The organism is Burkholderia sp. Z1 (assembly GCF_014893795.1).
Lineage (GTDB): Bacteria > Pseudomonadota > Gammaproteobacteria > Burkholderiales > Burkholderiaceae > Burkholderia > Burkholderia theae.
Genome location: NZ_JACFYL010000002.1, coordinates 1,884,084 through 1,898,401, shown reverse-complemented (window position 1 = coordinate 1,898,401; position 14,318 = coordinate 1,884,084). Strand labels below are relative to the sequence as shown.

Below are 14,318 nucleotides of genomic sequence, written 5' to 3'. Positions count from 1 at the left end.
GCAGTGATTATTAGATTAACAAGTCGCTAGGGATTAAAAGCCGTTTGTATTTCAATGAAGGTTCTTTGCATCATCTTTATTTTTTTACGAGGAGAGAATGATGAAGGTCATGACGACGGAACAGGTCAGGAATGTGCATGGCGGCGGTGCGATCAGCTCGCTGGGTAGCCTCGCCGTTGACGCCGCGCCGGTGGTGACCGCGCTCGGCCAGTTCCTGCCGAGCCTCGGCAATTACCTGCAGAACCCGAAGACGTTCAATAACACCGGCAAGTAACCGCCGTGCGCGGGGAGGCGCCCCCCGCGTGAAATGCTGCGAAACAGAAGGAAAAGAATCGATCGCCGCAATCGCAGTAAGTCGAATCCGAAATGCACCATTTCGGTTCGGGCGATTATCAGGAGGCAGGAATGCCGGATTATCCCCGTAATAAAGTCAACGGCTATTGATTTTCAATTGGCTGACGGCTGCAGGCATTCCGACAATATAAAGGCCACAAAAATGCGAGACATCACGGAAGACCAGGCCCGCCAGATTCGCGGCGGCGCGTCGCTTTACTCCAATTCGGCCGCCTATACGGTCGATCTCGTCAATCAGTCGATCGGATCCACGCTGCAGGGCCTGATGACCCAGTACCAGACCCGCGCCGTCGAACAGTTCCGGATGTCGCTCGGCTCGTCGCGCTGAGCGGCCGGCAACACCGATCTTCCGTCGCAGCCGGCAGCGTGCCGGCTGCGCCCATGCGTATCGCGCACGACCCGCCACGGGCCCGCATCGGCAGGCCCGGGCGGCGCGTTGTCGCGCCCCGGGTGCCCGACCATGCTTTTCAATACGCGTAAAGTCCGTCCGGTCCTGCAGGACGAGGTGACGGAGTGCGGCCTGGCCTGCCTCGCGATGATCGCGTCGTGGCACGGGCGCGAAACGACGTTGCGCACGCTGCGCAACCGCTATCCGGTGCGGATCGATTCCGGGCTGTCGTTCTTCGACCTGATGGAGATCTCGAACGATCTCGGCCTGCGCGCGCGCGGGCTGCAGTTCGACGCGGGCGAGCTCGACGCGCTCAAGACGCCGTGCATCCTGCACTGGGGGATGAACCACTATGTCGTGCTGACGAAGGTCGGTTACGGCAGCGTGCATATCGTCGACCCCGCGCTCGGCGAGACGAAGCTGCCGCTCGCGCAGGCGCTCACGCACATCACCGGTTATGCGCTCGAACTGAATCCGGACATCGGCTTCGCGCATGCGGGGCCGGCCGACCGGATCCGGCTGCGCGATTACCTCGAAGGGCTGACGGGCATTCGCAAGAGCCTCGCGATCGGCATCGCGGGCGGCGTCGCCGCGCAGCTCCTGCTGCTGCTCGGCCCGTCGTACGTGCAACTGACGATCGACGAGGCGCTGAAGAAGACCGACGTCGACATCCTGTACCTGCTGACGATCCTGTTCGCGATCGTGTTCCTGTTCGACACGCTGTACGCGAACCTCGTCGGCAACATCAAGAGCTACCTGCGCAACATCGTGTCGCAGCAGTTGTCGGCGAACATGGTCGGGCATCTCGCGCGGCTGCCGATCGGCTATTTCCTGTTCCACAACACGGGCGATTCGATCTCGCGCGTGTCGTCGGTGTCGGAGGTCGGGCGGTTTCTCGTCGACGGCCTGGTCGGCGGGCTGCTCAATATCGTCACCTGCACGCTGACGCTCGTGCTGATGCTGTACTACAGCCCCGTGCTGGCTGGCATCAGCCTCGCCGGGATGGTGCTGTTCGCGCTCAGCCGGCTCGCGATCCAGCCGCAGCTGCAGGACGCGATGTCGCAGATCCTCACGCGCGGCGCCGAGGCCGACGCGCTGCTGATCGAGAACATCCGCTCCGCGCATTCGATCAAGCTGCTGTCGGCCGAGACCGCGCGCAGCAGCCTGTGGATCAACGCGTTCACGCAGAAGCTGCAGGCGATGCGCCAGCAGGAGCGACTGCAACTGCTGTTCGACGCGGTGTCGAAGGGGATTGTGCACGTCGAGCAGCTCGTGATCGTCACGTATGGCGCGTGGCTCGTGATGCACGGCCAGAGCACGATCGGCGTGATCTACGCGTTCATCCAGTACAAGAACCTGTTCGCGGACAAGTTCATCGATTCGATCCAGCTCTATGTGCGCCGCAAGGTGCTGCAGGTGCATATGGATCGCGTCGCGGACGTGCTGCAGACCGAGACCGAGGAGCCGGCGCCGGACGCGGTCGTGCGGCCGGTCGACGGTTTCGACGGCGCGCTGTCGATCCGCGCGCTGTCGTACACGCCACGGGGCGGCAATCGCCCGATCCTGCGCGACGTCGCGCTCGACGTGCCGGCAGGCGGCAAGATCGCGATCGTCGGCCGCACCGGCAGCGGCAAGACGACGCTGCTGAACCTGATCTGCGGGCTCGTGCGGCCCGAGCGCGGCACGCTGTTCGTCGGCGACGTCGATCTCGCCGACGTGAACCTGCGGCAGTACCGCAAGCATCTCGCAGCCGTCACGCAGTCCGATCAGCTGTTTCGCGGGACGATCCGCGACAACATCACGAACTTCGCGCCCGCGCCGCGGATCGGCGCGATGTTCGACGCGGCGAAGCTCGCGTGCATCCACGACGAGATCGAGCGGCTCGATCATCGCTACGACACGCCGCTTGGCGACACGCAGAAATTCCTGTCGGCCGGCCAGATGCAGCGGCTGCTGATCGCACGGGCGCTGTATTGCGAGCCGCGCCTGCTGATCCTCGACGAATTCTCGTCGAACCTCGACCAGGCGACGACGCACGAAATCTGCCGCAACGTGCTGACGCTGCCGTGCACGATCGTGCTCGTCACGCACGATGCGTCGATCCTGTCGATGGTCGACCGGATCTACCGGATGCAGGACGGCGTCTTGACCGACGCGACCGACGAGTGGCGCACGATCGAGGAGACGCGGTGATGCTCGGGCGACTCTTTCTGCTCAATCCGTTCTCGTACGCATTCCTGGTGCGACGCGCGGTGCGCGCCGTCGCGCTGCGCACGTCGCCCGAGCGCGGGCTGCGGCTGATGCGCTGGTGTTCGGGCGCGTGCCTGCGCTGCTTTCCGTGCATTCGCGAGTCGATCGAACGCGCGGTCGCGTACATGCTGAGCGGGCACCTGAACGACGACCCGCAGCGCGTGCGGGACGTGTCGGCGGCCATCGTGCGCGAGCTGTTCGAGGCCGAGTTCGCGGGGCTCAAGCTGCGCACGCACAGTCTCGAATCGATGAAGGCGATGATCGACGGGATGGCATGCGAAGGCGACGCGCAACTGCGCACGGCACTCGCGCGCGGCGGCCCGCTGATGCTCGCGGGGCTGCACTTCGGCAACCTGATGCTGTTCGTCACGAAGCTGCGCTTCATGATCCCCGACGACCGCAAGCTGATGGTGATCCTGCACCGCGATGCGCCCGGCGCGTTCTTCGACGACGCGCTGCGGCTCGTCGCCGAATACGGCGCCGGCGAAGTCGAGTTCATCGACATCGAGGAGCGCGTGCACCTGCGGCGGCTGATCACGAGCCTGCGGCGCGAGGCGCCGGTGTTCCTGCTGTTCTCCGACCTGCACGGCAAGTTCGGCAAGACCAACCGCTGCCGGCTCGGCGGGCGCTGGGTGCGGATGGCCGGCGGCGGCGTGAAGCTCGCGGTCGAGCAGGGGATTCCGCTGCTCGTCGCTTATGCGACGGGCGTGCCGTTCCGCGATCGCTGCGCGGTGCATTTCACCGAACTCGCGGCCAGCCCGCTCGCGCCGATGCTCGGCGCGGACGACGACGCGTCGCCGGTGCGCGCGACGCATCAGCGCATCGTCGACCGGCTCGAGCAGGCGCTCGTGCGCCAGCCCGAGCAGTGGCATTTCTGGGAACACTTCACGCCTTACCTGATGCCGACGCCGCTGCTCGATGCGGCCGCGCGGCGTCGCTCCTGACGAGCCCGCCCCATGCCGACCTGGAACTCCGCTCTCCGAGAACAGAAGCCGTCGCGCAAGCTCGCGCGTGGCACGACTTTCGGCACCGTGATCCACGGCGTCGTCGACGTGCCGGTATCGATGCGGTTCTTCTGCTACCTGTCGCTGGCGATGTTCGCGATGTTCGTGACCGCGCTCGTCGAACTGAGCTACGCGAATACCGAGAGCGTGTCGGGGATGCTGACGCCGCGCTCGGGGTTGATCGGCGTCAGTGCGCCGCCGGGCTGGGCCGTGCGCGACATCTACGTCGGCAAGGACCAGCAGGTGAAGGCCGGCCAGCGGCTGCTGGCGGTGACGCGCGACACGAGCTTCGTCAGCCAGGGGAACAACGTGCAGGGGATGCGCGCCGCACTCGACCGGCAGCGCGTCGAGGTGACGCAGCAGATCGACGCCGCGCGCCTCGAATACCGGTCGTCGGTGCAGCAGACCAACCAGCAGATCGCCGCGCAGGGCGAGAGCCGCGGGCTGATCGACCGGCAGATCCAGGACCAGAAGCGCATCGTCGACGAGTACGGCGAACGGCGTGCGCGCGTGAAGCAGCTGCTCGACGAACAGGTCGTGACGCTCGAACAGTACAACCAGGTCAACACGCAGTACCTACAGGCCGGCCAGGCGTACCAGGACCTGCTGCTGCGCCGCGCCGAGCTCGCGAAGAACGCGATGAAGCTGCGCGGCGACCTCGACACGATGCAGAGCAAGTACGACGGTGCGAACGCGGAACTGAAGATCAAGCAGGAGGAGCTGAACGCGAAGGAATACAACATCGACGAGAACGTGAACCAGGTGTTGTACGCGCCGGCCGACGGGCAGATCGTGCGACTCGACGTCGTGCAGGGCGGCGTGATCGACCCGCCGGGCACGCGTGTCGTCGAGATCCTGCCCGCGAAGGCCGACGGGCTGATCGCCGAGGTCTACATTCCGTCGTCGAAGGCCGGCTTCGTGAAGAAGGGGCAGGAGGTGAAGGTTGCGTACGCAAGTTATCCGGTCGAGAAGTTCGGCACGTATCGCGGCAAGGTGCTGTCGATCTCGCCCGTCGCGTTCTCGGCGAAGGAACTGAACCTGCCGGGCGATTCGGCTGCGCCGCAGACCTACTTCAAGACCTGGGTCGAACTGGCCGACCGCACGCCGTCGTTCGACGGGCGGCCGCTGTCGCTGCGGGCCGGGATGATGCTGAAGGCCGACATCGTGCTCGAACGGCGCAGCCTGCTCGAATGGCTGTTCGAGCCGCTGTACCGGATTCGCCAGCGCCTGTTCGGCGTGCCGGCCTGAGCCGATGACGCGTCGCGACGAATGCCGCCGCGCGCGGCCGGGATCCGTGCGTCCGCTGTCGCGCTGGCTCGGCGCCACGCTGTTCGCATGCGCGGCCGCCGCACACGGCGCGCCGCAACCGGACGGCGACACGCAGGCCCGCTGGCAGGCCGGCGCCGACGGGATCGGCTTCTGGCCGGGCGGCGATGCGGACGGGTTCGATGCGAGCGCCTGGGCGACCGAGGCCGGGCCGGCGCGCGGCGGGCGCGACGGTTCGGCGGAGGTGCCGCAGCCTGACGTTCCGCTGACGGCCCGCAAGATCACGCTCGGGCAGCGTGCCGGCGGAGCGGGGCGCGCATGCGCGGCAGCGCGCGACGATGGCGCGGACGGTATCGGCTTCGATGGCAACGGCTCGGCCGGCGGCTGCAATCCGGCCGCGACGCAAGATGCAACGGCGGATAACGTACCGGCCGGCGGCGTGGTGCACGCCGACCGGATGCCGTACGAACTGCATCCGGTCGATCCGTCGCGCCTGCCCGATCTGCCGGCCGCGCAGGCGCCGCCGTTGCTGGAGCAACTGATGGGCGACGACCACAACATGGTCGGCCTCGGCTGGCACTTCATCGCGACGACCGGCCGATCGACGCCCGTGACGACGCACACCGATGCGCTCGGGCTGAACAGCTTCGAGAACCAGGGCTCCAGCCTGTCGCTCAGCAATACGAACACGCTGGCGTTCACGTTCACTCACTTTTTCTCCGAGAACTGGGCGGCCGAAGTCGGCGGCGGCATTCCGCCGGTGCTGACGCTGCGCGGGCACGGCAGCATCGGGTTGCCGCTCGACCGGATTTTTTCCGGCGTCCAGGGGCGCCTGCCGCTGATCGATCTCGCGAATACGCAGAGCAACCCGCTCGCGACCACGCGCGCGTGGCTCGGGTCCGTCGTGTTCAAGCACTACCTCGGCGAGCGCGACGATCGTTTCCGTCCGTTCGCGGGCATCGGCATCAGCTATACGCGTTTCACGAACACGAACCTGAACCCGGTGTTCCAGCGCAAGCTCGCATCGCTCGGCGGGTTGCTCGCGGCGGGCGCGGACATCGGCAGCCTGCAGTCGCTGCTGCTCGATCCCGCGTTGTTCCAGCGGATCTGGGATGCCGGCGGCGACCTGCTGCTGTCCGGCAAGACCAATGTGTCGGCCAAGGTGAAGAGCGTCTGGGAGCCGGTTTTCACCGTCGGCGCGAGCTACCAGATCACGCGCCGCTTCTGGGTGACCGGCATGGTCACGTATGTCCCGTTACGTACGAAGATTACGCTGGACATCGACCAGCCGAACCGGCAGCTCGCATCGAACACGTTCGACATTTCGGCGAACCCCGTGCTGGCCAGCGTGCTGTTCTCGTTCCGATTCTGAGGGGGCAACCGGCCGTTTTCATGATTTTGACGCGTGACACTGAGATAATGGCCGAGTTTGGCTGCGTCAATGATGGAAGGAGGCCCCATGGGCGAAAACGATACCCGCACCGAGACCGACAACCTCACCGATATGGCATCGCTGGAGACGCGTCAGCGTCGCTTCGAGGAAGACCTGGTCGATGCTTATGACGAAGAGCTCGAGATGGAGCTCGACGACCGCCGTTTCGACGACAGCGACGACCTGCTGTTCTCGCAGGAGCGTCGCGAGGCGCGCAAGCAGTATTTCCGCGAACTGTTCCGGCTGCAGGGCGAGCTCGTGAAGCTGCAGGACTGGGTCGTGAACACCGGGCACCGGCTCGTCGTGATCTTCGAGGGGCGCGACGCGGCAGGCAAGGGCGGCGCGATCAAGCGCATCACGCAGCGCCTGAACCCGCGCGTGTGCCGGGTGGCCGCGTTGCCGGCGCCAAATAACCGCGAGCGCACGCAATGGTACTTCCAGCGCTATGTCGCGCATCTGCCGGCCGGCGGCGAGATCGTGCTGTTCGACCGGAGCTGGTACAACCGCGCGGGCGTCGAGCGCGTGATGAATTTCTGTACCGACGACGAGTACGAGGAGTTTTTCCGGTCCGCGCCGGAGTTCGAGAAAATGCTGGTGCGCAGCGGCATCCAGATCGTCAAGTACTGGTTCTCGATCACGGATCATGAACAGGAGGCGCGCTTCCAGAGCCGGATCGAGGATCCGCTCAAGCAGTGGAAGCTGAGCCCGATGGACCTCGAGAGCCGCCGCCGCTGGGAAGCGTATACGGTCGCGAAGGAAGAGATGCTGGCGCGGACGCATATTCCCGAGGCGCCGTGGTGGGTCGTGCAGGCCGTCGACAAGAAGCGCGCGCGGCTGAACTGCATCCACCATCTGCTGGGCCAGGTGCCGTATCACGACGTGCCGCGCCCGACGATCGATCTGCCGCAGCGCGAGCATCACGAGGATTACAGTCGTCGTCCGGTGCCGGACAACATGATCGTGCCGGATACGTACTGACGCCGGCATTCATCCGGTGTGCGCGTCGCATGGGCGGCGCGCTTGCCGGCTCGCGATCGGCAGGGCGGTGAAGGGGAGAGGCTTTACCCGTGCTTCACAGCGCCGGGAACCCCGATCGCCCCTGCGTCAGGTCGAACAGTTCGGTTCTCGCATTCGCCTCGGCGGTCTCCGGCAGCTTGATCACGAGCTTCACCGTCATCCCGTACGCGCTGTCCACCAGTTCATACCCGGCCTGTTCGACCCAGCGGCGCACACGCGCCTCCTCGGGGTAGCCGACCTCGATCGCGAGCCGCGTCTGGCGGATGCGTTCGACGCGCTCGGCGTCGAGCAGCGCCGACGCGATCGCATCCGTATAGGCCCGCACCAGCCCGCCCGCACCGAGCTTCACGCCGCCGTAGTAACGCACGACCGCGCCCAGCACGCCGTCGAGATCGTGATGGCGCAGCACTTCGAGGATCGGCCGGCCCGCTGTGCCGGACGGCTCGCCGTCATCCGACATGCCCGACTGGCCGCCCGCCAGCAGCGCCCAGCACACGTGGGTGGCCGCCGGATGCTCGTTGCGCAGGCGCTGCAGCACCTGCATCGCGGTGTCGCGGTCGTCGACGGGAATCGCGAACGCGATGAAGCGGCTCTTGCGGATCTCGAGTTCGGTCGTGCGGGGAGCGGATAGGGTGTAGGTCACGTTGATCGTCAGGGGCAGGCGCGATCGATGCCGTCGCCTGCCGGTATTCCGGGTGTTGTCTGTCTCGGCCGCGGCGGATGCACGGCGCGTGCCGAAGCATACCGCGTGCGACGCGAGAGGGCGGCGAAACGTCCCGCGAACGCGTCTTCGTTCGGCATCCGGCGCGCATGCCGGCTCGTCGATGCCGTGCGCGCCGTCACCGCACACCGACCGACGACCGCAGTGCCGCGCCCAGCGTACGCAGCGCCTGCCGTGCCCGCGCATCGGTCTGGCTCGAGTAGAGCACCACCTCGCGCGTCGGCAACGGCGGCAATCCATATTGCGCGCCGACGTCGACCGTCCCGGCGGGTGCCACGCGATGCCCGAGCGCCGCGACGGCCAGCCCCGCGGACACCGCCGCGCCGATCGTCGCCACGCCGCCGCCGACGAAGACTTCCGTCCATGCGACGCCGGCTTCGTCGAGCGCGCCGACCGCCATGCGGCGCACGCTGCAGGGTTCGGCCTGCGTCGCGAGCCGCAGCGGTTGCGGCGGATGGTACTCGAAATCGGCCGCCGCCATCCAGCCGAACGACTCCGACAGGATGGTTTCGCCGTCGAGCCGCCGGCTGTCGTGCTGCAGCGCGACGGCGGCGTCGAGCTGCCCGCGGTCGAACGCATCGAGCACGTCTCGCGACGCGGCGACCCGGATCTCCAGCACGAGCCCCGGCTCCGCCTCGCTCATGCGCCGCAGCAGCATCGGCAGATCGGCGCCGACGACATGGTGGCTCACGCCGATCACCAGCCGCCGCTGGCCGATGCCGAATGCGCCGACCGCCCCCTGGTGAGCGGCCACCAGTTCGCGCGCCGGTTCCAGAAACGCGGTGCCGTCGGCCGACAGGCGGACCTGCCGCGGCGTGCGCTCCAGCAGGCGGCGGCCGAGCCCGTCCTCGAGCCGCTTGATCTTCAGGCTCACCGCGGACTGCGTCGTGTCCAGCGCCTCGGCGGCCCGCGTGAAGCTCTTGAGGTCGGCGGTCAGCACGAACGCCTGCACGGCTTCGATGTCGAGCGTTTTCATCGCGCACTCATCCATTTCAGAATTGAATCATTGAAATATTCTGCCATCGTCTTTTCAAATGATTCAAGGTCTTCTACGCTGTTTTCAAGCCGTCCGAAATCTCCCCGTTTCTTTCGCCAGGAGTCGACCATGCTGACCGCGTACTACGTGCACCGCCTGCCGGCGGACTACGACCTCGACATCGTCCGCAATCGCGTCCGCGAGCGCGGCAAGCTGTGGGACGACACGCCGGAGCTGCTGTTCAAGGGGTTCCTGCTGCGCGAGGCCGGCCGCTACGGCGCGACGGAAAACGGCTATGCGTCGTTCTACCTGTGGCGCAACGACCGCGCGTTTGTGGAGTTCGTGACGGACGGCCGCTATCGGGTCGTGACGGACAGCTTCGGACGCGCGCCGATCGACGTGCAGGTCGCGCTCGATGCGCGCAAGGGCAGCGCGGCGACGGCGCGTTTCGCCCGTCTGGAAACCGTGGATATTCCGGCGGATGCCGATCTCGACGCGACGCTTGCAACGGAGGTCGCGCGCAATCGTGAAGCGGCCGCACGGCAGGGCGTGGTCGCGGCGGCCGTCAGCCTCGATCCGCAACGCTGGCGGCTGACGCGGATACGCGTATCGGAACACGAGCCGGACGACAGTGGCGCGGGCACCGTGTATCAGGTCATGCATCTGGCCAGGCCGTTGCTCGACACGCTGGAAGGGAGCGGCGCGTGATGGCCGGGCTCGCGTCGCGCGCGCGGGTCCGGCCGGCGGCGCGCTGCCGATGGTCCGGCAGCGCGGGCGGTGCACCATCGACGCGATTGCCCGCCGGCCTGGCGGTTGCCGCGCATCTGGCGGGCATAACAGCGGCGATAGCGGCGATCGCCGTGCTGACGACGGTGTTCGCGCTGATGTTGCGGTAAAGGTCGTCAGCGGGCGGGCAAGCCCGCTGACGCAGCAGCACAAGCCGATGGCACGAGATGCGATGCGGCCGTCGTGCCATCAGAGGGCCGGAGGTGCCGCACCCGATACGTGCGGCGCCTCCGGCCGTTTCACGTCACGCTCAGTTACCCTGCAACCGGATATCGCGCGACGACGCCCCGACATACACCGTCCCGCCCGACACGAACCGCCAGCCGTTGCGCGACGTATCCCACACGCTCTGCATCCGCGGCGACACGGTGACGCGCACATGCCGCGCCTCGCCCGGATTCAGCCGGATCTTCTCCCAGCCGACCAGCCGCTTCGGCGGCTCGTCCTTGTACGGCACGCCGAGATAGACCTGCGGCGTTTCCGCGCCGGCGACACGCCCGTCGTTGCGCACGGTGAACGCAACGCTCAGCGAGCCGTCCCATTGCCGCGACACCGACAGCCCCGAATACGCGAAGTGCGTATACGACAGCCCGTAGCCGAATTCGAACATCGGCTTGATGTTGCGCGCGTCATACCAGCGATAGCCCATGTTCAGCTTCTCCGCGTAGACGGGATCGGTGTCGAACGCGCCGTTTTGCCCCCAGGTCGGCGAATCCTGATCGCGCGCCGGGAACGTGACGGGCAGCTTGCCGGACGGATTGACGGCACCGAACAGCACGTTGGCGATCGCCTTGCCGCCGGCTTCGCCCGGATACCACGCCTCGACGATCGCGGACACCTGGTCCTTCCACGGCATCAGCACCGGATTGCCGCTCTGGACGACGACGATCGTATGCGGATTCGCGCGTGCGACGGCTTCGACGAGCGCATCCTGGTTCGACGGGTTCGCGAGGCTCAGGCTCTGCAGGTCGCCGAAATCCTCGCCGGCAGGCTGCGCGACCACGACGATCGCGACATCCGAGCGGCCCGCGAGCGCCGCGGCCTGGTCGATCTCCTGCTGCGTGTACGCGCGGAACGGCGACTGCTGGTCGCTGTTGCCCGCATACGTGACCTGCGCCGCCGGCGCGAGCGCGCGGATCGCCGCGACGATCGGCACATCGACCTTCAGCCAAGGATTGCGCCACCAGCTGCACCCCGTCGACGATCCGAACGTCAGGCCGCCGCAGCCCGCGAACGAACCCGACACCGGGTCGCGCGTGTTGCCGGAGCCGCCGCCGGACAGTACGGCCGCATCCGCATGGCCGCCGATCACGGCGATACGCGACAGTGCGGACGCGGCCAGCGGCAACTGGTTGGCGTCGTTCTTCAGCAGTACGATCGACTGCTCGGAGGCCGCCTGCGCGAACCCGTTCGCGGCCGCGAAATCGATCGTGCTGCCGCCCTTGGCCGGATCGTCCATCACGCCGACGCGGATCATCACGGCGAGCTTGCGGCGCACCATGTCGTCGAGGCGCGAAGTCGATACCGAGCCGTTCGCAATCGCCTGCTTGACGGCCGTCGGTGTCAGGTACACGGTCGTCCCGACGTCCTCTTCCTCGTCGAGCCCCGCGTTGATCGCCGCGGCGGTGCTGTGCGTGGCGCCCCAGTCGGACTGCACCTGGCCCTGGAAGCCCCATTCGTTCTTCAGCACGTCGTTCAGCAGATGGTTGTTCTCGCACGCATACGCGCCGTTCAGGCGGTTGTAGCTGCACATCACGCTGCCGGGCCGCCCGCGCTTCGCGGCGATCTCGAACGGCAGCAGGTACAGCTCGCGCAGCGTGCGTTCGTCGATCTGCGTATTGCCGCCCATCCGGCCGTGCTCCTGTTCGTTGCCGGCGTAGTGCTTGATGGTCGCGATGACTTTCTGCCGTTGCGTGGCGAGCGTGCGTTCGGCGAGCAGGTCGCCGGCGAGCAGCGGATCCTCGCCGAGATACTCGAACAGGCGGCCGCCACGCGGCTCGCGTGCGAGATTGGTGCCGCCGCCGAGGCCCATGCCGAACCCTTGCGCGCGCAACTGGATCGCGACCTGCTTGCCGTAGTCGTACGACAGGCGGCGATCCCAGCTCGCGGCGACGGCGATCGTCGCGGGGAACGTCGTGCTGGCCTGCGACGTGCTGCCGGAACCGGTCGCCGAGTCGACCATGTTGAGATCGGGAATACCGAGCCGCGGCACGCCCTGGATGTAGCCGGCGCCACCGCCCGGCACCTTGGACATTTCGTATTGCGAATGAATGAACTGCAGTTTCTCGTCGAGCGTCATCTTGCGCACGAGCCGGTCGGCGCGCTGTTGCGCGGCGGCCGACGCGAACGCATCGGTGGCGTCGCCCTGCGAGTTGAAATCGGCGTTGCTTGCGTAGGCATTGGTGCAGAGGGTCGCTGCCAGCACGACGGCCGGCCAGAGTGTGTCCCGCATGTTGCTCTCCATGATCGTATTGCCGGTTGTTCGAATGATGTCTGGAGCTGCGCACGTCCGGTGGATTCGCACCGGACGTATTCGGCTGGCGATGCAGGGTGGTTGCGCGTCGGCATGCCAGGCCAGGCGGGGAATCGTTACGGCCGGTTGGGCTCGACCGGTCAACGCGGGCGGCGACGCACAGGCCGCCCGACGCTGCCGAATCGGATGTAGCGATTCTCTGCAGCGACTAATGGTATGAATGTAGTTTGACTACAGCATCGGTGTTTCTACCGATACGTACGATCTTTATTCGACACGGCCGCGAGACGCGATGAAAAGACGGTCATCGTTCCCGATTGCGGCGGCAGTGCGGAGTAAGAAGTACCTGCGGACGGGCGTTTGCGCGGGGATTGCGCCGATGAAGGCGGTGCGGCTCGTTGCGTGCGCATCGAACCGGGCCGGGTGCGCGGAGACCCGCGCGACTCGGCCGGCATGTGGAGCGTTACTTGGTGACGAGTGCGCCGGTCAAGCCCGCGCTGATCGCCGGCAACAGCAGGTTCAGCACGCGGCTCGCGCGGACGAGCCCGGTGTTGTCGACATAGACGATGTCCTTCGACGCCAGCGGGAACTGGTTCGCGAGCAGCATCGAAACCGGCGACTCCATGTCGAGGTGATAGATGACGGGCGCGCTGTCCGCGTCCTTGCGCAGCACGAACACCTGCTTCGCATTCGAGGTCTGCTGGTTGAGCTGGCCGGCCTGCGTGAGCGCCTCGCTCAGCGTGAGCGAACCATCGCGCAGCGGTGCAACGGCTTGCGGCCTGACCACTTCGCCCATCACGTACACGGGATTGTCGTCGCGCGCGCCGACATGCAGCATGTCGCCGGGCTTCAGCATGATGTCGGCCGGATTCTTCCCCGTCTTCATCATCCGCGCGACGTTCAGCGGATAGATCGTGCCATTGCGGGTGATCGTGACGCGGCTTTGATCCGCGGTCGGCGCAAAGCCGCCCGCGCGACTGACGGCTTCGATCAGCGTCATCGGAATGTCGTTGATCGCCTGTGCGCCCGGGTTGCGCACCTCGCCGTCGATATAGACCTGCGTGGCGCGGAACGACGCCACGCGAACGGTGACCTGCGGCTTGACGAATACCTTGCTGAGTTCGGTCGTGACCTCGCGCTGAATCTGTGCGGCGGTTTTCCCGACCGCGCGGATCGGGCGCGGGACGTACGGAAACTGCACGTTGCCGTTGTTGTCGACGACGAAACCGGGCGCGGCGTCGGCAGCCTTCGTGTTCTGCACCGGTTGCCCCGCGGCCGTGGCGAATTCCGGGTGATCCCATACCGTGATCTGCAGCACGTCGCCGGCGCCGATCCGGTAGATGTCCGGCTTCGCGAACAAGTTCGCCGGGAGGGACGTGGCGGGCGCGCTTTTCTGTTCGGCCCGGATCCGCTCGATCTGCGTCAGGTCGATCTGCTTGACCGGCACCTGCATGTCGCTGGTCACGTCGCCGTTGTCGGCGGTCGTGACCGGCAACGCGGTCGAGCTCATGTGCTGCCCCGGCACCAACGTGCAGGCGGAAAGCATCGCGACGGTCGCGAAGGAGAGGGCCGTGCACACGCGGCGCATGGCAGTGCGATGGTGATCCGGCGTCACGGCATCGAACGGTCGATCGTTGTTCATTTTTTTATC

13 protein-coding genes are annotated in these 14,318 nt (G+C 66.7%); 9 read left to right on the top strand and 4 right to left on the bottom strand.

The window, feature by feature from the left end; genetic code table 11:
* Positions 1-100: 100 nt before the first annotated feature.
* The 7 genes from H3H55_RS25520 (at position 101) to ppk2 (ending at position 7,672) form a co-directional block, all read left to right on the top strand.
* The gene (locus tag H3H55_RS25520) at positions 101-274 is read left to right on the top strand and encodes a hypothetical protein (RefSeq protein ID WP_006495012.1); all 174 of its coding nucleotides are present in this window, start codon (positions 101-103) and stop codon (positions 272-274) included.
* A 222-nt stretch (positions 275-496) separates the two neighbouring features.
* Entirely contained in the window at positions 497-682 is a 186-nt protein-coding gene (locus H3H55_RS25515; protein ID WP_048245454.1) for a hypothetical protein, read from the top strand.
* 132 nt (positions 683-814) lie between these two features.
* A complete protein-coding gene (locus H3H55_RS25510) occupies positions 815-2,935 on the top strand; it encodes a peptidase domain-containing ABC transporter (protein WP_193100722.1) in 2,121 nt (706 codons plus the stop codon).
* Positions 2,932-3,936 carry a hypothetical protein gene (locus H3H55_RS25505; protein WP_193100721.1) on the top strand — a complete coding sequence of 335 codons (1,005 nt, stop codon included), beginning with the start codon at positions 2,932-2,934 and terminating at the stop codon, positions 3,934-3,936. Before H3H55_RS25510 ends, H3H55_RS25505 begins: the two co-directional genes overlap by 4 nt.
* Positions 3,937-3,948: 12 nt before the next feature.
* Positions 3,949-5,244, top strand: coding sequence for an HlyD family efflux transporter periplasmic adaptor subunit (locus H3H55_RS25500; protein ID WP_193100720.1), 1,296 nt, complete (start codon positions 3,949-3,951; stop codon positions 5,242-5,244).
* Between the two features lie 4 nt (positions 5,245-5,248).
* Complete coding sequence (locus tag H3H55_RS25495; protein ID WP_193100719.1) at positions 5,249-6,634, top strand: OmpW/AlkL family protein; 1,386 nt, start codon at positions 5,249-5,251, stop codon at positions 6,632-6,634.
* Between the two features lie 87 nt (positions 6,635-6,721).
* Positions 6,722-7,672, top strand: coding sequence for a polyphosphate kinase 2 (gene ppk2 / locus H3H55_RS25490; protein ID WP_193100718.1), 951 nt, complete (start codon positions 6,722-6,724; stop codon positions 7,670-7,672).
* 94 nt (positions 7,673-7,766) lie between these two features.
* Here the strand turns inward: ppk2 and H3H55_RS25485 are convergent, their stop codons facing one another.
* Together H3H55_RS25485 and H3H55_RS25480 are read right to left on the bottom strand one after the other, a co-directional pair.
* Complete coding sequence (locus H3H55_RS25485) at positions 7,767-8,354, bottom strand: IMPACT family protein (RefSeq protein ID WP_193100717.1); 588 nt, start codon at positions 8,352-8,354, stop codon at positions 7,767-7,769.
* A 196-nt stretch (positions 8,355-8,550) separates the two neighbouring features.
* Complete coding sequence (locus tag H3H55_RS25480; RefSeq protein WP_193100716.1) at positions 8,551-9,408, bottom strand: LysR family transcriptional regulator; 858 nt, start codon at positions 9,406-9,408, stop codon at positions 8,551-8,553.
* A gap of 129 nt (positions 9,409-9,537) precedes the next feature.
* Here H3H55_RS25480 and H3H55_RS25475 point away from each other — a divergent pair, with 129 nt between their 5' ends.
* A complete protein-coding gene (locus H3H55_RS25475) occupies positions 9,538-10,116 on the top strand; it encodes a DUF4865 family protein (protein ID WP_193100715.1) in 579 nt (192 codons plus the stop codon).
* Entirely contained in the window at positions 10,113-10,304 is a 192-nt protein-coding gene (locus H3H55_RS25470; protein ID WP_193100714.1) for a hypothetical protein, read from the top strand. Before H3H55_RS25475 ends, H3H55_RS25470 begins: the two co-directional genes overlap by 4 nt.
* A 140-nt stretch (positions 10,305-10,444) precedes the next feature.
* Here H3H55_RS25470 and H3H55_RS25465 read toward each other — a convergent pair whose 3' ends face one another.
* A complete protein-coding gene (locus H3H55_RS25465; RefSeq protein WP_193100713.1) occupies positions 10,445-12,646 on the bottom strand; it encodes a glycoside hydrolase family 3 C-terminal domain-containing protein in 2,202 nt (733 codons plus the stop codon).
* Between the two features lie 484 nt (positions 12,647-13,130).
* Positions 13,131-14,309, bottom strand: coding sequence for a polysaccharide biosynthesis/export family protein (locus H3H55_RS25460; RefSeq protein ID WP_193100712.1), 1,179 nt, complete (start codon positions 14,307-14,309; stop codon positions 13,131-13,133).
* Between the last annotated feature and the right edge of the window lie 9 nt (positions 14,310-14,318).

Bases quoted from the DNA above. Each gene is read 5' to 3' on its own strand.
- ppk2 (WP_193100718.1), top strand. From the start codon at position 6,722: ATGGGCGAAAACGATACCCGCACCGAGACCGACAACCTCACCGATATG.
- H3H55_RS25520 (WP_006495012.1), top strand. From the start codon at position 101: ATGAAGGTCATGACGACGGAACAGGTCAGGAATGTGCATGGCGGCGGT.
- H3H55_RS25480 (WP_193100716.1), bottom strand. From the start codon at position 9,408: ATGAAAACGCTCGACATCGAAGCCGTGCAGGCGTTCGTGCTGACCGCC.
- H3H55_RS25515 (WP_048245454.1), top strand. From the start codon at position 497: ATGCGAGACATCACGGAAGACCAGGCCCGCCAGATTCGCGGCGGCGCG.
- H3H55_RS25500 (WP_193100720.1), top strand. From the start codon at position 3,949: ATGCCGACCTGGAACTCCGCTCTCCGAGAACAGAAGCCGTCGCGCAAG.
- H3H55_RS25495 (WP_193100719.1), top strand. From the start codon at position 5,249: ATGACGCGTCGCGACGAATGCCGCCGCGCGCGGCCGGGATCCGTGCGT.
- H3H55_RS25475 (WP_193100715.1), top strand. From the start codon at position 9,538: ATGCTGACCGCGTACTACGTGCACCGCCTGCCGGCGGACTACGACCTC.
- H3H55_RS25510 (WP_193100722.1), top strand. From the start codon at position 815: ATGCTTTTCAATACGCGTAAAGTCCGTCCGGTCCTGCAGGACGAGGTG.
- H3H55_RS25460 (WP_193100712.1), bottom strand. From the start codon at position 14,309: ATGAACAACGATCGACCGTTCGATGCCGTGACGCCGGATCACCATCGC.
- H3H55_RS25465 (WP_193100713.1), bottom strand. From the start codon at position 12,646: ATGCGGGACACACTCTGGCCGGCCGTCGTGCTGGCAGCGACCCTCTGC.